The sequence below is a fragment of the Pedococcus cremeus genome, from assembly GCF_900111375.1.
Taxonomy (GTDB): domain Bacteria; phylum Actinomycetota; class Actinomycetes; order Actinomycetales; family Dermatophilaceae; genus Pedococcus_A; species Pedococcus_A cremeus.
The window spans coordinates 239,194-254,633 of the sequence record NZ_FOHB01000003.1; the positions used below are offsets into that span (position 1 = coordinate 239,194).

Here is a 15,440-nt window from a genome sequence, read left to right on the forward strand (position 1 = left end):
TCACGGGGGAGGGGCCATGGAGCACGAGCAGCACAGCCTGGAACAACCGAAGCGGCGCGAATGGCGGCCCGCGTCGGTCTGGAAGGTCATCGGGATCACCGTCGCCGTCCTGGCGGTGGTCGTCGGCCTCGGGTTCGTCGGCTACATCGCCTTGGTCGCGCTCGCGTTCAGCTCCTACGGGAGCAACAAGTGAGCGCGCTGGCCCGCGTCGTGTGGGGCACGATGCGCGCTCCCGTCGTGCTGCTGCTCGTGCTGTATGCCGCCACTGGCACCGTGGTGGGCGGCAGCACCTCGTCGTGGACCCTGCTGCGGGTGGTTCTTGTCGTGCTGCCGTTCCTGGCCTACTCGGCCGTCGTCAACGACCTCGCGGACGTGCGGGTCGACCGGGTGAACCTGCCGGCGGACGGCCAGCGGGTGCTCGCCCGGGGTGCCGCCCACCGTCGCCACCTGTGGGGGGTGGCCACCGTCGCGCTGGCGTCGTCGCTCCTGGCCGCGGCCAGCCTGGGGCGGGCCGCGCTGGGCGTCGCCCTCGCCGGGCTGGTGGTGAGCACGGCGTACTCGCTCGACCCCGTGCGGCTGGCCCGCCGGGGCGTGCTGGCGCCGCTGGCCCTGCCGGCCTGCTACGTCGCCACGCCGTACCTCATCGGGGTGCTGGCCGCCCGCGGCCGGGTCGTCGCCGCCGACCTGCCGCTGCTGGTGGCGCTCTACTTCGGCTTCGTCGGGCGGATCATCCTCAAGGACTTCCGCGACGTCCGCGGCGACGCCCTCTTCGGCAAGCGCACCTTCCTCGTCAGGCACGGACGCGTGTGGACCTGCCGGGTCAGCGCGGCCTTCTGGGCGGGTGGTGCGGCGCTGCTGGTGTGGGCAAGGCCGCACGCCACCGTGGCCTGGGTGCTCAGCACGGTGGCGGGCACGGCGCTCGCGCTCGTGCTGATCCACCAGCTGGCGGTGGCCACCGACCGCCGCGGCGAGGAGTGGCTGGTCTCGGCGCTGGCGATCGTGGGCCGCGGCCTGCTCGTGGTGCTCCTGGTCGACCTCGGGACTCCTGTGGCTGGTGTGCCGTCGGTCGTCGGCGCCTTGGTGGTGGCCGGGTTCGCCCTCGCCTTCGGCGGCCAGGCCCTGCAGATGCGTCGTCACGGCCCCACCAGCGGCCGCAGGCCGCGGCAGCAGGTGCCCGCGCAGGGCGCCGACGCGGCATACCGGCTTGTGCGCTGACGGCGAACATCGACACATCCGGGGAGTTCCGCCGTGGACCCGGGCGTTAGGGTCAGCGTGAGCATTCAGCCAGCAAGCGCAACCAGCCTGAACGGAGACATGGTGAGCAGCACTGAGATCGTGGCCCAGAACGGGCCGCAGGGTGGTCTCGACGACCACATCTACAACCGCCTGCTCAAGGAGCGGATCATCTTCCTGGGATCCGACGTCCGCGACGAGAACGCGAACGCGATCTGCGCGCAGCTCCTGCTGCTCGCGGCCGAGGACCCGAACAAGGACATCTGGCTCTACATCAACTCCCCGGGCGGCTCCGTCACCGCCGGCATGGCGATCTACGACACCATGAAGTGGGTCCCCAACGACGTCGCCACCGTCGCGATGGGCCTGGCCGCCTCGATGGGCCAGTTCCTCCTCAGCGCCGGCACCAAGGGCAAGCGGTACGCGACCCCCCACGCCCGCGTGATGATGCACCAGCCGTCGGGCGGCATCGGCGGCACGGCGACCGACATCAAGATCCAGGCCGAGCAGATGCTGTACATCAAGAACCAGATGGCAGAGCTGATCGCCGAGCACACCGGCCAGACCCTCGAGCAGATCACCAAGGACTCCGACCGCGACCGCTGGTTCAGCGCGCAGGAGGCCAAGGAGTACGGCTTCGTCGACCACGTGTTCAGCGACGCCACGCAGACGCCGGGCGCCGGCGGGACCAAGTGACCGACCGGCAGAGAAGGAACGCAGACCCCATGACGCAGAACCACCACGGCGGCCTCCACCTCCCGCAGATGGGCGGCGGGATGCAGGTCCCCGGCCCGAGCAGCCGCTACATCCTGCCCCAGTTCGAGGAGCGCACCTCCTACGGGATGAAGCGCCTCGACCCCTACACCAAGCTGTTCGAGGACCGCATCATCTTCCTCGGTGTGCAGGTCGACGACGCCTCGGCCGACGACATCATCGCCCAGCTCATCGTGCTCGAGTCGCAGGACCCGGACCGTGACGTGCTGATGTACATCAACAGCCCGGGCGGCTCGTTCACCGCGATGACGGCCATCTACGACACCATGCAGTACATCCGCCCCGACGTGCAGACCTTCGTGGTCGGCCAGGCGGCCTCGGCCGCGGCGGTGCTGCTCGGCGCAGGTGCCCCCGGCAAGCGGTTCGCCCTGCCGAACGCCCGCATCCTCATCCACCAGCCGGCCCTCGCCGGTGGTGACTACGGCCAGGCCTCGGACATCGAGATCCAGGCCAACGAGGTGCTGCGCATGCGCACCTGGCTCGAGGAGACCCTGGCCCACCACACCGGCCGCACGCCGGAGCAGGTCAACGAGGACATCGAGCGCGACAAGATCCTCGGCGCCTCCGAGGCCAAGGACTACGGCCTCATCGACGAGGTGCTCGCCTCGCGCAAGGCCTCCCTCGAGGTCTGACGCCAACAGACAGGCACACCGGTATGCCGCCCGCTCACCTCGAGCGGGCGGCATACCTGTTTCTCTGGGGGTTGCACCCGCGGAACCGCAGCCGGGTACGGCGCGTCCGAGGGGCATGAGACGTCTCCTGGCTGTGGTGCCGCTGCTCCTCGCCCTGGTTCTCGTCGCTCCAGCTGCGCCGGCACAGGCCTGCTCGTGCGCGCGGCTGGGCACCGCCCAGAAGGTCGCTGGCGCCGACGTCATCGTGCGCGGCACCATCACGGACTCCGTGGACCCCGGTGGGTGGAACAGTGGCCGCCTGTTGACCTACGACGTCGCGGTCGCGCAGGTCTACAAGGGCACCGCCACCGCGACGGCGTCCGTGCGTTCCCCGGCCGACGGCGGGTCCTGCGGGATCGAGGTGCGGCAGGGGACCGAGTACCTGCTCTTCGCGAGGCGCGTGGGCAGCGAGCTGCGGGCCGAGCTGTGTGGCGGCACGGCGCCTGCCTCCAGCACGCTCGTCGCCGACGTCGAGCGCATCACCGGCCCCGGCACCCCGCAGCGTGTGAACGCCAGCCCGACCCCCGCTTCCTCCGCCTCCGAGCGCTCCAGCGCAACCCTGGCCGTGGACCTCGGCCTGGGGGGTGCCCTCCTGGCAACCGCGGGCGGCGTGCTCTGGTGGCGGCGACGCCGGGTCGCGGCAGCGGCGCGCCAGGCCTGACGCCCACCGCACTGGTGTGCCGCCCGCTCGAGGTGAGCGGGCGGCATACCTGTGTCGTGTGGTCAGGCGCGGCGCGCCGGCTCGGGCTCGGGGTCCGGGTCGTCGGCCTCGGCGGTGGGGGCCCCGGCAGCCTCGAGCTCGGCGCGCCTGCTGGCCCGCAGGCTGGTGACGGTGACGACGGCCAGGATGCCGACGATCACGCCGAGCGAGGCCAGCGTCGGCACCTCGGGGGTGGCCGGCCAGATGCCGTGGGCCCAGTGCAGCACGAGCTTCACGCCGATGAAGCCCAGGATCGCGGCCAGGCCGTAGCCGAGGTGGACCAGCTTGGACAGGGCGCCCTCGAGCACGAAGTACAGGGCGCGCAGGCCCAGCAGGGCGAAGGCGTTGGTGGCGAACACGAGGTAGGGGTCGCCGGTGATGCCGTAGACGGCCGGCACCGAGTCGACGGCGAAGACGATGTCGGTGGCGAGGATGGCGACGGTGACCAGCGCGAGCGGGGTGAGGGCGCGGCGGCCGGCCACGCGGACCGTCATGCGGGTGCCGTGGTACTCGTCCCTGACCGGCATGATCCGGCGGAGCAGCCGGACGCTGCGCATCGAGGCGATGTCGATCTCGTGCTCGTTGCCCTGCACGGAGTCGCGGAGCAGCTTGATGCCGGTGGCGAGCAGCACGACGCCGAAGAAGAGGAAGGTCCAGTCGAAGCGGGCCAGCATCTGCGCGCCGAGGGCGATGAACACACCACGCAGGAGCAGGGCGCCGACGACGCCGATGAGCAGCACCCGCTGCTGCAGCTCCTTCGGCACGGCGAAGGCCGCCAGCAGCAGCATGAAGACGAACAGGTTGTCGACCGAGAGCGACTTCTCCACCAGGTAGCCGGTGTAGTACTCGACGCCGATCGCGCTGCCGTTCCGGCTCCAGATCCACGCGCCGAAGGCCACCGGCAGGGCGATGTAGAAGGCCGACCAGCCCAGGGCCTCGCGCATCGAGACCTCGTGGGGCTTGCGGGTCAGCAGGAAGTCGAGCAGCACGAGCAGCAGCACGGCGCCGATGCTCACGGCCCAGAGCAGGGGAGTGCCGATCGAGGTGACCGAGGCGGCCGGCTCGGCGGCTGCGAGCACGGTGGGCTGTACGGAGGCAGGCAGGAGGGTGGATGACAGGGCGGTGAAGGACATGGAGGTCTCAGATCCGTGGTCGGTCTCTGAGGTCTCCTTCACCGCGGCCGGCCGGCTGCCGGAAGCGGCGCCGCACCGGGAGCGACGTTGGACGCTCGTACTGACCGGTGCGGCTCGTTGGGAAGTACTCCCCTCGGTTGAAAAGTCTACGAGAACCGGGCGCCCTGCGCCAGTGGGGCCCTTGTCCGCTGTCAGCGGACAAACGCGACTCGAGGGCGACTCGGGGCGTTCAATGGACCCTGGTGGCCGGGAGGACGGGTAGCGTCTGCCCGACGTCGTAGCAGTTGCACCCCATCACACAGGAGGACCGTCGCGTGGCACGTATGGGAGACGGTGGCGACCTGCTGAAGTGCTCTTTCTGTGGAAAGAGCCAGAAGCAGGTCAAGAAGCTGATCGCCGGCCCGGGCGTCTACATCTGTGACGAGTGCATCGACCTGTGCAACGAGATCATCGAGGAGGAGCTCGCCGAGTCCTCCGAGCTGGGCCTCGACGAGCTGCCCAAGCCGCGCGAGATCTTCGAGTTCCTGCAGAACTACGTGATCGGCCAGGACGTCGCCAAGAAGGCGCTCGCCGTGGCCGTCTACAACCACTACAAGCGCATCCAGGCCGGCGAGAGCACCAGCAAGAAGGACGCCGAGTCGGTCGACATCGCCAAGTCCAACATCCTGCTGATCGGCCCCACCGGTTGCGGCAAGACCTACCTCGCCCAGACCCTGGCCCGCATGCTCAACGTGCCGTTCGCGATCGCCGACGCCACCGCGCTGACCGAGGCCGGCTACGTCGGTGAGGACGTCGAGAACATCCTCCTGAAGCTGATCCAGGCCGCCGACTACGACGTCAAGAAGGCCGAGACGGGCATCATCTACATCGACGAGGTCGACAAGATCGCGCGCAAGAGCGAGAACCCCTCGATCACCCGCGACGTCTCCGGCGAGGGCGTGCAGCAGGCCCTGCTGAAGATCCTCGAGGGCACGACCGCCTCGGTGCCGCCGCAGGGCGGGCGCAAGCACCCGCACCAGGAGTTCATCCAGATCGACACCACCAACGTGCTCTTCATCGTCGGTGGCGCGTTCGCCGGGCTGGAGAAGCTCATCGAGTCGCGCAACGGCAAGAAGGGCCTCGGCTTCGGCTCCGAGCTGCACACGCCGAAGGACCTCGGTGAGTCCTACGGGGACGTCATGCCCGAGGACCTCATGAAGTTCGGGCTCATCCCCGAGTTCATCGGCCGGCTGCCCGTCATCACCACCGTCTCGCCGCTCGACACCGACGCGCTGGTCAAGATCCTCACCGAGCCGCGCAACGCCCTCGTCAAGCAGTACAAGAAGATGTTCGAGATCGACGGCGTCGAGCTCGAGTTCACCGACGACGCCATCGAGGCCGTCGCCGAGCAGGCGCTCAAGCGCGGCACCGGCGCCCGCGGGCTGCGCGCCATCATGGAGGAGGTCCTGCTCCCCGTGATGTTCGACGTGCCGAGCGACGACGGCATCGCCAAGGTGGTCGTCAGCCGCGAGGTCGTGCTCGAGAACGTCCTGCCGACCATCGTGCGGCGCGACGAGGCCGAGGCCCCGGCCAAGCGGCCGCGCAAGCGCTCCGCCTGACCCGACCCCCACCGGCACGACGCACCGGTATGCCGCGCGGCTGGCTCCCAGCCGCGCGGCATCGTCGTCTCTGCGCCCTTGGGTGGCGGCGGGTCAGCGGCGGGTCAGCGGTGACTGCCGTGCGACGAGGTAGAGCGCCCCGCCCAGCAGCGTGAGCCCGGCGAGGGCGACGTAGGTCATCGACGCCTCACCCTGCAGGCTCTGGTCGCGCGTCACGGCGGCAACGGCCCAGACGGGCACGGTCGCCAGCGCCACCACCCCGGCACGCCGTCCCCAGCGCCGCAGCGCGGCCCGTGGCACCGGCGCGACCGAGGGCCAGGTGACGGCAGCCGAGGCGCTCAGGTGCAGCAACAGCACGAGCCACGAGCCGAGCAGCAGCCACGTCCAGCCGACCCAACCCTGCGGGACGGGCGCGGACGTGACCCAGTGGATGGCGTGACCGACGAGCAGCAGGGTCACCAGGACGGACTCGGGGCGGGTCACCACCCAGGCGGTGAGCAGCACGAGCGGCACGGCCAGCAGGAGGGTCCCGCCGCCGGCCGCGTAGACGAGGCCGACCAGCCCGAGCGACGACAGCACCAGCAGGGCCCGCAGAACGAGGTGTGAGCGCGACATCAGCGGCTCACCACCCGAGGGGCGCGCGAGCGGCGGCCGAGGTCGCGCAGCACGATGTCGAGGGTGCCGGGGCCCGACCAGGGCACGATCGGCACGCCGGCCTCACGGGCGCGGCGCATCTCGTGCTCGCGCTCGAGCAGGCGCATCCGCCAGGCGAGCAGGGACGCCTGCGGGTGCTTGTCGGCCTCGGGCATCACGGTGTCGAGCAGGTGCGCGTCGAGGTCGGGGGAGGCGAGCTCCGACGGGAGGGTGTCGATGACGATGACCGGTATGCCGCGGCGCGACAACGCCAGGGCGTGGCCCAGCACCTCGCTGGAGATGGCCGGGGTCAGCACGACGACGAGGGCGCCGGTGCCGACCCGGTGCCGCAGCTGGCCGCGCAGCCGCTTCTCGTCGGCGACGGTGCCCTTGGACGCGGTGGTGCGGGCCAGGGTGTCGAGGACGCGACGCAGGTGGTTCTTGCCGGCGGCGGAGTCCAGCGCGGGGACGCCGCGGGCGCCGAGCACCCGGAGCCCGACGCGGTCGCCGGTGCGCAGGTAGTGCTCGGCGATGGCTCCGGCGGCCCGCACGGCGTTGTCGAGGCTGCTGCTGCGGCCACCGGCACCCTCGCTCGTGCCGATGTCGTGCATCGCGTCGACGAGCAGCACGACCTCGGAGTCCTGGTCGGCGTAGGTGGAGGTGACGTGCAGCTGACCCGTGCGGATGCTCACCGGCCAGTGGACCCGGCGCAGCCGGTCGCCGAAGCGGAACTGCCGGATGTCGGCGAACTCGCCTCCGTCGCCGGCGTGGTGCGAGCGGTTCTGCCCGACGAGCCCGTCGGGGCGGGGCACCGGCACACGGGCGCTGAACGTGTCGGGCAGCGGCACGGTGGTGACCGGCCGGGAGTCCACGACATCCGGCGCCCACCGGTAGCCGCCGAAGGCACCGGAGACGCTGAGCACAGCGGGTCCGAGCTGGCGTCGGCCCCAGCGGTTGGAGCGGCAGGCCACGGCGGCCGTGACGGGGCCGACGCCGTCGCTCGCCGCCGACACGGCGCGGGCGGCCGGTTCGAAGTCGGTGTGCGGCGTGCCCATGAGGGCCAGCCCGACGTCCTCCACCCCGGGACCGGGCTGCACCTGGGCGACCCACCGGGTGCCCTGGCCCTCGCGGAGGGTCAGGTGGCGCGGACCGGCGGCCACCACGGGGTCGCGGTCGGGCCGGGTGACGAACGACCACAGTGAGACCAGGAAGAGCGGCGTGCCGAGGACGAGCAGCTCGGGCCGCCGGACCAGCACCCCGAAGACGACCATGGCGAACCCGGCCACCGTGGCGCGGGTGTGCGCCGGCGTCGGCTGCCAGGACGCGCGGACCGGCGCCAGTTCCTCAGCCGGCTGGGCGGGTGCCGTCACGGGCGGGTGGACGCCGAGGCGGGCCGCTCGAACGCCGACGCCCCGGCCGCGCCGGTGCCAGAGCCACTGGTCGCGCCGGCGGTGGTCGCACCAGGAGCGGGCGTGGACGACAGGATCGACTCGACGACGCTCGACGAGGTGACCTCGTTCATCCACAGCTCAGGGCGCACCGTGACGCGGTGGTCGAGGGCGGCATGGGCCACGGCCTTGACGTCCTCGGGGGTGACGTAGTCGCGTCCCTGCACCACGGCATACGCGCGGGCGGTCAGCAGGAGTGCGAGCGAGCCACGCGGGGAGGAGCCCATGAGCAGGTGCTGGTGGCGACGCGTCGCGTCGGCGAGCCTCACGCAGTACTGGCCGACGGTCTCGTCGACGGTGACGCCCTCGATGGCCTGCTGCATCGCGAGCAGCCCCTCGGCGTCGGTGACCTGGCCGACGGTCTGGGCCTCCTGGCGGCGGCCCATGCGGCGCTGCAGCACCTCCCACTCCTCCTGCGGCGTCGGGTAGCCGAAGCTCACGCGCAGCAGGAAGCGGTCGAGCTGGGCCTCGGGCAGCGGGTAGGTGCCCTCGTACTCGACCGGGTTGGCGGTGGCCAGCACGTGGAACGGGCGCGGCAGCGGGAAGGTCTCGCCCTCGACGGTGACCTGCCCCTCCTGCATCGCCTCGAGCAGGGCCGACTGGGTCTTCGGGGGCGTGCGGTTGATCTCGTCGGCCAGCAGCAGGCCGGTGAAGAGCGGACCCTGCCGGAAGGTGAACTCGTGGCTGCGCTGGTCGTAGAGGAACGAGCCGGTCAGGTCCGACGGCAGCAGGTCGGGGGTGAACTGCGCGCGCGCGAAGCCGAGGCCGAGCGCCTGGGCGAACGAGCGGGCCGCCAGCGTCTTGCCCAGGCCGGGGTAGTCCTCCATGAGCACGTGCCCGCCGGCCAGGATGCCCGAGAGCACCAGCTCGGCTGCCCGGCGCTTGCCGACCACGGCGCGCTCGACCTCGCCGAGGATCCGCTGGGCCTGGTCGCAGACCTGGGGGAGTGAGTAGGAGACGGTCACGAGAGCTCCTCGAGTTTCTGGACGTGGCGGTGCAGGTCGTCGGTGGTCAGGCGGCCCCTGGGGGGCCCGGCAAGGTATGCCGTGAGGTCGGGTCCGAGCAGGGCTCGCCCCTCGGGGTCGTCGGGCTCGAGCCCGTGCCGGTCGCGCAGGCGGTCGGCCGTGAGCTCGGTCAGGAGAGCGTGGAGCCGCTGCTGCCCCTCGGGGCTGCCCTTTGCGGCCAGCTCGACCTGATGGCGCAGGGTCGCCACCCGCGAGTCGCTGCCGCGCTCGGCGTCGACATCCAGCAGCTTGGTCTCCCAGTGGTGCGGCTTCTGCGACTGCACCAGGCGCTGGGTGAGCACCGCGACGGCCCCCACCGTGGCGAGGGTCGCCAGGAGCAGGCCGGGGCTGGTCAGCCAGGAGACGCCGACGGTGGCGACACCGAGCACGACGGCGACGACGGCGGCGAGGAGCAGCGGGTTGACCGGCTGGGGCTCCCGCGCGGCGCGGTGGAGGGCTGCGGGGTTCGGTGCGGAGCTGCGGGGGCTCATGCGCGCAGGGCCTCCTTCGTGGCGGCCCGGCGGAGGTCGACGTGCACCGTCGTGAGGGCGTCCCTGGCCCGGGCCCGGTGGGCCTCGGTGAGGGCGTGGTCGGAGAAACGCGCCTCGCGGTAGAGGGCCGCCAGCTCGGCGAGGGCGTCGGCGTCGACGTCGTAGTGTCCGAGGACCCGCGCCACGACCTCGCTGGAGGTGCGCGAGCGGTCCTCCGTGAGGCCGGCGGCTGCGACCTCCTCCTCGAGCCTCACCCAGCAGGCCACGACGGCGTTGGTCGGCGTGCCGGTCTCGAGCTCCTCCATGCGGGCGCCGGCTCCCTCGAGCAGCACCTCGGGCAGGGTGTCGATGGGCGCCGCGTCGGTCGCCTGGTCGGGCACGGACGCCGGCCGGCGTCGCCACAGGTCGCGGATGACCATGAAGAGGACCAGCGCCACGATGGCGGCGATGGCGAGCTTCAGGCCCCAGACGATGATGGCGACGACGGTCTCGTTGGCGTCGGCCGAGGTGTAGATCTTCTTCGGCGGGGGAGGGACGTTGCTCCACTCCTCGAAGTCGCTGCCCGGCGCCTTGCGCTCGCTGAAGCCGCTGAGGTTCTGGCGGCGGAACAGCGCCACCGGGCCCGCGGAGGCGACCCACGCGCCCACCAGCAGCGTGACTGCCGCCCCGGCCAGCATCGGCCCCCGTCCCCGACTCACGACGCCCGACCCTAGGCGACGGCCCAGCCGTCAGGCACCGGTGGTTGCCACTTTGTTACCTGGAGGCGCAGGTTCGCAGTGGCGATGTCACACCGTGCCGAGTCGGGAGAGCTGCGCTGTCAGCCGTTGAGCCGGTGGACGGCGCACGGAGTCCGGGCAAAGATGAGTCCATGACCAGCGGCTCCGGCTTCCTCCTGCGGCCGGGCGACCAGGGCCCGGTGCAGCAGAGCCAGGTGAGCTGTGGTGCCGCCTGCCTCACGGTCGCGCGCATGCTGGTCAACCCGCAGTTCGCCCGGTGGATCACCACCGGCCAGGGACCGCACGTCGACGCGCCGCCCGGGCCCACGGAGGCCGAGCGGTTCGCAGCCTACGAGCGCGTGGTCATGAACCGCACCAACCGCCTGTATGCCGGCGGACGCCGCCTCAACGTGCCCTGGCCCAAGGCACTGGGCACGCCGCCGTGGGGCGCGAAGAAGGAGCTCGAGTTCGGCGCCGCTCGACGCGGCAGCGAGTACACCGTGGAGGTGGTGCGGGGCAGCCGCACGCGGCAGCTGCGCGCGGCCCACGCCCGCCTCGTCGAGCTGGTCGACGAGGGCGAGCCGGCCCTGCTCTACGCGGGCAACGCCGTGCTGCCGCGCCACGTCGCCCTGGTGCTGCCCGGCGACGGCCAGAGCACGCTGGAGGTCTACGACCCGGCGACCGGCCTCGTCACCCTGCTCGACGCGGAGCGGTTCGCCCGTCGTCGGCTGCGGCTGTCGGGCTGGGACGTCCCGTGGTTCGTCGTCCAGCCCGACGGCCTCCGGAGGGTTCAGGCCTTCGGCTTCTCCACCGGGATGAGCACCGCGTCGCGGACCTCCGGGGTCTCGGCCTCGGCGTAGTCGAGCGTGCCGGTCACGCGACCGGCGGCACGCAGGTCCGCCTCGGCAGCGCGGACCCGGTCGCACCATGCAGCCGGGCCGGCCAGCACGATCGAGGACACCTCGGCGCGCATGCCGACCTTGGCCTCCGACTTCGTCTTGCGGACTCCGGCCAGCGCCTCACCGACGGCACCGAGGAGCGTCGGGTCGCCACCCTCGAGGTCACCGAGGTCTGCGGCGCTCGGCCACGCGGCCCGGTGCACCGAGCCCTCGTGGAACCAGGACCAGACCTCCTCGGTCGCGTAGGGGAGGAACGGGGCCAGCAGGCGCAGCAGTACGTCGAGCGCCAGGCGCAGCCCGGCCCGCGCGGACGCCGCCGCCTCCTCGCCCTGCCCGCCGTAGGCGCGGTCCTTGACCAGCTCGAGGTAGTCGTCGCAGAAGGTCCAGAAGAAGCTCTCGGTGACCTCCAGCGCGCGGGCGTGGTCGTAGGCCTCGAAGCCGGCGGTGGCCTTGGCGACGACGTCGGCGAGGCCTGCCAGCATCGCGCGGTCGAGCGGCTGTGTGACGGCAGCGTGCAGGTCGCCCTCGACCTCTCCGAAGCTCAAGGCGAACTTCGTGGCGTTGAGGACCTTGATGGCCAGACGGCGGCCGACCTTCATCTGGCCGGTGTCGTAGGCCGCGTCGGTGCCCAGCTTGGCGGAGGCGGCCCAGTAGCGGACCGCGTCGGCCCCGTGCTGGCGCACGACGTCCTCGGGCGTCTCGGCGTTGCCCTTCGACTTGCTCATCTTCTTGCGGTCCGGGTCGAGGATCCAGCCGCTGATGGCCGCGTTGGTCCAGGGCAGGGAGCCGTGCTCGAGGTGGGCGCGCACGACCGTGGCGAAGAGCCAGGTGCGGATGATGTCCTGGCCCTGCGGGCGCAGGTCCATCGGGAAGAGCTTCTCGAACAGCTTGGGGTCGTCGCGCCAGCCCAGGGCGATCTGCGGCGAGAGCGACGAGGTCGCCCAGGTGTCCATGATGTCGGGGTCGCCGACGAACCCGCCGGCCTGCCCGCGCTGCGACTCCTCGAAACCGCGCGGCGCCTGGGCCACCGGGTCGACCGGAAGCTCGGACTCGTCGGGCACGATCGGGTTGGCGTAGTCCGGCTCGCCGTCGGCGTCGAGGGGGTACCACACCGGGATCGGCACGCCGAAGAACCGCTGCCGGCTGATCAGCCAGTCGCCGTTGAGCCCGCCCACCCAGTTCTCGTAGCGGGTGCGCATGAACGCCGGGTGGAAGTCGAGCTCGCGGCCACGCTCGAGCAGGGCGGCGTTGAGGTCGGCGTCGCGACCGCCGTTGCGGATGTACCACTGGCGCGAGGTGACGATCTCGAGGGGCTTGTCACCCTTCTCGTAGAAGTTCGCCTTGCGCTGGGTCGGCGTGGGCTCGCCGTCGAGGTCGCCGGACGCGCGCAGGGCGTCGACGATGAGCGTCCGCGCCGTGTGGGTGGTCTTGGTGGCGATCTCGCTGAACAGCTCCTTGCCCTCGCTGGACTCGATCCACTCCGGCGTCTCGGCCTGGATGCGGCCGTTGCGGGTGATGACCGAGCGGGTCGGCAGGTCGAGCTCGCGCCACCACTGCACGTCGGTCAGGTCACCGAAGGTGCAGCACATCGCGATGCCGGCGCCCTTCTCCATCTCGGCGAGCGGGTGCGCGAGCACCGGCACCTCGACCCCGAACAACGGCGAGGTGACCGTGGTGCCGAACAGCGCGGCATACCGCTCGTCGTCGGGGTGGGCGATGAGCGCGACGCAGGAGGGGATCAGCTCGGGTCGGGTCGTCTCGATGTGGACGGGGCCGGAGCCATCAGTGCGGTGGAAGGCGACGCGGTGGTAGTGCCCCGGGTAGTCGCGTGCCTCGAGCTCGGCCTGGGCCACGGCGCTCTGGAAGGTGACGTCCCACAGGCCGGGCGCCTCGGCGGCATACGCCTCACCGCGGGCGAGGTTGCGCAGGAAGGCCTGCTGCGCCGTGGCGCGGGAGGTCGTGTCGATGGTGCGGTAGTTGACCTTCCAGTCGACCGAGAGGCCGAGCCGGCGCCAGAGCGCCTCGAAGGTCTCCTCGTCCCTGACGGTGAGCACGTCGCACAGCTCGATGAAGTTCTGGCGCGAGATCGGCTTCTGGTCGGCGGCCTTGGTGCTCTTGCCCGTGCCGCCCTCCTGCGGCGGCACGAAACCCGGCTCGTAGGGCAGCGTCGCGTCGCCGCGCACGCCGTAGTAGTTCTGCACGCGGCGCTCGGTGGGCAGGCCGTTGTCGTCCCAGCCCATCGGGTAGAAGACCTCGAGGCCGGTCATCCGCTTGTAGCGGGCGATGCAGTCGGTGTGCGTGTAGGAGAACACGTGGCCGACGTGCAGCGAGCCCGACGCGGTGGGCGGCGGGGTGTCGATGGCGTAGACCGCCTCGCGCGGCGCGGCGAGGGCCTTCTCACGGTCGAAGCGGTAGGTGCCCTGCTCCTCCCATACCGGCGCCCACTTGTCCTCGAGCCCGTCGATCGACGGCTTCTCCGGGATGGCGGCAGCGCGGGTGGTCTGAGCAGAGGTGGTCATGCCGGGAATCTTCCCATCCCGGCCCCCGTCCCGACCAACCGGTTGCACCCCTAAGGTGTGCCCATGGAGCCGGTCTACATCACCGTCATCGGGGCCGCGCGCGTGCTGTTCGCCGCCCAGGGCCTGAAGTTCCGGATCCGCGGCGCGGAGAACGTGCCGCGCACCGGGGGTGCGGTCTTCGCGATCAACCACACCGGCTACATGGACTTCACGTATGCCGGGCTGGCCGCCCGTCCCGCCGGTCGCCTCGTGCGGTTCATGGCCAAGGAGTCGATCTGGCGCAACAAGGTCGCCGGCCCGCTCATGCGGGGGATGAAGCACATCCCGGTCGACCGCGAGGCCGGGGCGACGAGCTTCCGGGCCGCGGTCGACGCACTCAAGGCCGGTGAGATCGTCGGGGTCTTCCCCGAGGCCACCATCTCGCGCTCGTTCGAGCTCAAGGACTTCAAGTCGGGCACGGTCCGGATGGCGCAGGCGGCCGGGGTCCCGGTCCTCCCCGTGACGATCTGGGGCTCGCAGCGCGTCTGGACCAAGGGCCACCCGAAGCGGATGGGGCGCACCAACGTGCCGATCTTCATCACCATCGGCGAGCCCATCGCCGTGGGCAAGGGCTCGGCGGCCGCCGAGGAGGCCAACGCGCTGCTCCGCGAGCGGATGACCGCCCAGCTGCACGCCGACCAGGACGCCTACCCGCAGCTGCCGCCGTCGGAGCGGCACTTCCTGCCGGCGCGGCTCGGTGGCACCGCCCCGACGCTCGAGGAGGCCAACGCCCTCGACGAGGACGAGGTCCGACGCCGCCGGGGCGCCGCTCCCGCCTGAGTCCGGCGCTCACTGTTCGGCGCTCACTGTCCGGTGCTCACTGTCCGGTGCTCGCTGTCCGGTGCTCGCTGTCCGGTGCTCGCTGTCCGGTGCTCGCTGTCCGGTGCTCGCTGTCCGGTGCTCGCTGTCCGGTGCTCGCTGTCCGGTGCTGGCGCACGCGGCTGCACCTTCGGTCGCAGCCGCGAGAACCGGACACGGCTGCACGACTGTCGTCAGACCACGACTGCCGTCAGACGGCGTGCCCGAGGTGGGCCAACGCCTGCCGCAGCAGCACCCCGTGGCCGCCGCCCATGTCCTGCAGCAGCGACGGGTCGGCGGCCTCGTCGAGGGTGAGCCACGCCAGGTCGAGCGCGTCCTGCTGGGGCTCGCAGTCACCGGCCACCGGCACGACGAAGGCCAGTGACACGGCATGCTGGCGGGGGTCGTGGTACGGCGTCACGCCCGGCGTCGGGAAGTACTCCGCGACCGTGAACGGCTGCGGGCTCGCCGGCACCCGGGGCAGGCACATTGGCCCGAGGTCCTTCTCGAGGTGGCGGAGCAGGGCGTCGCGCACCCGCTCGTGGTAGAGCACCCGGCCGGAGACCAGCTCGCGGTTGATGCTGCCGTCGCTGGAGGCGCGCAGCAGCAGGCCGACCGCGGTCGCGGCGCCGGTGGAGTCGACCCGCACCGGCACCGCGTCGACGTAGAGGATGGGCAGGCGCCCGCGCACCGCCTCGAGCTCCTCCCGCGACAGCCACGACTCGTTGCGCTCCAGTTCCAGGGGGCTCATGCAGTGTTTCTACCAGCCGCCGTGGGAGGCCGG

Annotated in this window: 16 protein-coding genes; 8 read left to right on the forward strand and 8 right to left on the reverse strand. The window is 71.8% G+C overall.

The genetic code is table 11. From position 1 onward, the window contains the following. The first annotated feature begins 16 nt into the window (after window positions 1-16). From BMW78_RS20750 to BMW78_RS07160, 5 genes are all read left to right on the forward strand, one after another. Window positions 17-193, forward strand: coding sequence for a hypothetical protein (locus BMW78_RS20750; protein WP_177180301.1), 177 nt, complete (start codon window positions 17-19; stop codon window positions 191-193). After that, the gene (locus tag BMW78_RS07145) at window positions 190-1,215 is read left to right on the forward strand and encodes a UbiA prenyltransferase family protein (RefSeq protein ID WP_177180302.1); all 1,026 of its coding nucleotides are present in this window, start codon (window positions 190-192) and stop codon (window positions 1,213-1,215) included. Before BMW78_RS20750 ends, BMW78_RS07145 begins: the two co-directional genes overlap by 4 nt. 99 nt (window positions 1,216-1,314) lie before the next feature. Further along, window positions 1,315-1,929: an ATP-dependent Clp protease proteolytic subunit gene (locus BMW78_RS07150; protein WP_091757837.1), complete on the forward strand. Its 615-nt coding sequence runs from the start codon at window positions 1,315-1,317 to the stop codon at window positions 1,927-1,929. A gap of 29 nt (window positions 1,930-1,958) precedes the next feature. Further along, window positions 1,959-2,639, forward strand: coding sequence for an ATP-dependent Clp protease proteolytic subunit (locus BMW78_RS07155; protein ID WP_425439043.1), 681 nt, complete (start codon window positions 1,959-1,961; stop codon window positions 2,637-2,639). A 115-nt stretch (window positions 2,640-2,754) separates the two neighbouring features. Then, window positions 2,755-3,339 (forward strand): hypothetical protein, encoded by a 585-nt coding sequence (locus BMW78_RS07160; protein ID WP_091757838.1) that lies wholly within the window; start codon window positions 2,755-2,757, stop codon window positions 3,337-3,339. A gap of 62 nt (window positions 3,340-3,401) precedes the next feature. On the opposite strand, the gene BMW78_RS07165 is transcribed toward BMW78_RS07160, so the two are convergent. Continuing rightward, window positions 3,402-4,511, reverse strand: coding sequence for a TerC family protein (locus BMW78_RS07165; RefSeq protein ID WP_091757840.1), 1,110 nt, complete (start codon window positions 4,509-4,511; stop codon window positions 3,402-3,404). 314 nt (window positions 4,512-4,825) lie between these two features. Between BMW78_RS07165 and clpX the strand changes: the two genes are divergently transcribed. Continuing rightward, on the forward strand, window positions 4,826-6,109 hold the full coding sequence (gene clpX, locus BMW78_RS07170; RefSeq protein WP_091757842.1) for an ATP-dependent Clp protease ATP-binding subunit ClpX: 1,284 nt from the start codon (window positions 4,826-4,828) through the stop codon (window positions 6,107-6,109). A gap of 93 nt (window positions 6,110-6,202) precedes the next feature. Here the strand turns inward: clpX and BMW78_RS07175 are convergent, their stop codons facing one another. Genes BMW78_RS07175 through BMW78_RS07195 form a run of 5 tightly spaced genes read right to left on the reverse strand, consistent with a single transcriptional unit; the run spans window position 6,203 to window position 10,383 of the window. Next, window positions 6,203-6,724, reverse strand: a complete 522-nt coding sequence (locus BMW78_RS07175) for a hypothetical protein (protein ID WP_091757844.1) — start codon at window positions 6,722-6,724, stop codon at window positions 6,203-6,205. Then, entirely contained in the window at window positions 6,724-8,112 is a 1,389-nt protein-coding gene (locus BMW78_RS07180; RefSeq protein ID WP_091757845.1) for a DUF58 domain-containing protein, read from the reverse strand. The genes BMW78_RS07175 and BMW78_RS07180 overlap by 1 nt, the downstream gene beginning before the upstream one ends. After that, on the reverse strand, window positions 8,109-9,155 hold the full coding sequence (locus BMW78_RS07185) for an AAA family ATPase (protein WP_091757846.1): 1,047 nt from the start codon (window positions 9,153-9,155) through the stop codon (window positions 8,109-8,111). The genes BMW78_RS07180 and BMW78_RS07185 overlap by 4 nt, the downstream gene beginning before the upstream one ends. After that, window positions 9,152-9,685: a hypothetical protein gene (locus BMW78_RS07190; RefSeq protein ID WP_091757848.1), complete on the reverse strand. Its 534-nt coding sequence runs from the start codon at window positions 9,683-9,685 to the stop codon at window positions 9,152-9,154. The genes BMW78_RS07185 and BMW78_RS07190 overlap by 4 nt, the downstream gene beginning before the upstream one ends. After that, window positions 9,682-10,383, reverse strand: coding sequence for a DUF4129 domain-containing protein (locus BMW78_RS07195; protein WP_143056176.1), 702 nt, complete (start codon window positions 10,381-10,383; stop codon window positions 9,682-9,684). The genes BMW78_RS07190 and BMW78_RS07195 overlap by 4 nt, the downstream gene beginning before the upstream one ends. 170 nt (window positions 10,384-10,553) lie before the next feature. On the opposite strand from BMW78_RS07195, the gene BMW78_RS07200 reads away from it, so the two are divergent. Next, a complete protein-coding gene (locus BMW78_RS07200; protein ID WP_245735712.1) occupies window positions 10,554-11,261 on the forward strand; it encodes a hypothetical protein in 708 nt (235 codons plus the stop codon). Here the strand turns inward: BMW78_RS07200 and valS are convergent. Next, a complete protein-coding gene (valS, locus tag BMW78_RS07205; RefSeq protein WP_091757852.1) occupies window positions 11,192-13,819 on the reverse strand; it encodes a valine--tRNA ligase in 2,628 nt (875 codons plus the stop codon). The two genes, BMW78_RS07200 and valS, sit on opposite strands and share 70 nt — an antisense overlap. Before the next feature lie 63 nt (window positions 13,820-13,882). Between valS and BMW78_RS07210 the strand changes: the two genes are divergently transcribed. Then, window positions 13,883-14,638 carry a lysophospholipid acyltransferase family protein gene (locus tag BMW78_RS07210; RefSeq protein ID WP_091757854.1) on the forward strand — a complete coding sequence of 252 codons (756 nt, stop codon included), beginning with the start codon at window positions 13,883-13,885 and terminating at the stop codon, window positions 14,636-14,638. A gap of 229 nt (window positions 14,639-14,867) precedes the next feature. Here the strand turns inward: BMW78_RS07210 and BMW78_RS07215 are convergent, their stop codons facing one another. Continuing rightward, complete coding sequence (locus BMW78_RS07215; protein ID WP_091757856.1) at window positions 14,868-15,407, reverse strand: NUDIX hydrolase family protein; 540 nt, start codon at window positions 15,405-15,407, stop codon at window positions 14,868-14,870. Window positions 15,408-15,440 lie beyond the last annotated feature (33 nt).

Coding starts and splice junctions, on each gene's coding strand:
- BMW78_RS07160 (WP_091757838.1), top strand. CDS start 2,755: ATGAGACGTCTCCTGGCTGTGGTGCCGCTGCTCCTCGCCCTGGTTCTC.
- valS (WP_091757852.1), bottom strand. CDS start 13,819: ATGACCACCTCTGCTCAGACCACCCGCGCTGCCGCCATCCCGGAGAAG.
- BMW78_RS07175 (WP_091757844.1), bottom strand. CDS start 6,724: ATGTCGCGCTCACACCTCGTTCTGCGGGCCCTGCTGGTGCTGTCGTCG.
- BMW78_RS07150 (WP_091757837.1), top strand. CDS start 1,315: ATGGTGAGCAGCACTGAGATCGTGGCCCAGAACGGGCCGCAGGGTGGT.
- BMW78_RS07155 (WP_425439043.1), top strand. CDS start 1,959: ATGACGCAGAACCACCACGGCGGCCTCCACCTCCCGCAGATGGGCGGC.
- BMW78_RS07190 (WP_091757848.1), bottom strand. CDS start 9,685: ATGAGCCCCCGCAGCTCCGCACCGAACCCCGCAGCCCTCCACCGCGCC.
- BMW78_RS07165 (WP_091757840.1), bottom strand. CDS start 4,511: ATGTCCTTCACCGCCCTGTCATCCACCCTCCTGCCTGCCTCCGTACAG.
- BMW78_RS20750 (WP_177180301.1), top strand. CDS start 17: ATGGAGCACGAGCAGCACAGCCTGGAACAACCGAAGCGGCGCGAATGG.
- BMW78_RS07215 (WP_091757856.1), bottom strand. CDS start 15,407: ATGAGCCCCCTGGAACTGGAGCGCAACGAGTCGTGGCTGTCGCGGGAG.
- BMW78_RS07210 (WP_091757854.1), top strand. CDS start 13,883: ATGGAGCCGGTCTACATCACCGTCATCGGGGCCGCGCGCGTGCTGTTC.
- BMW78_RS07200 (WP_245735712.1), top strand. CDS start 10,554: ATGACCAGCGGCTCCGGCTTCCTCCTGCGGCCGGGCGACCAGGGCCCG.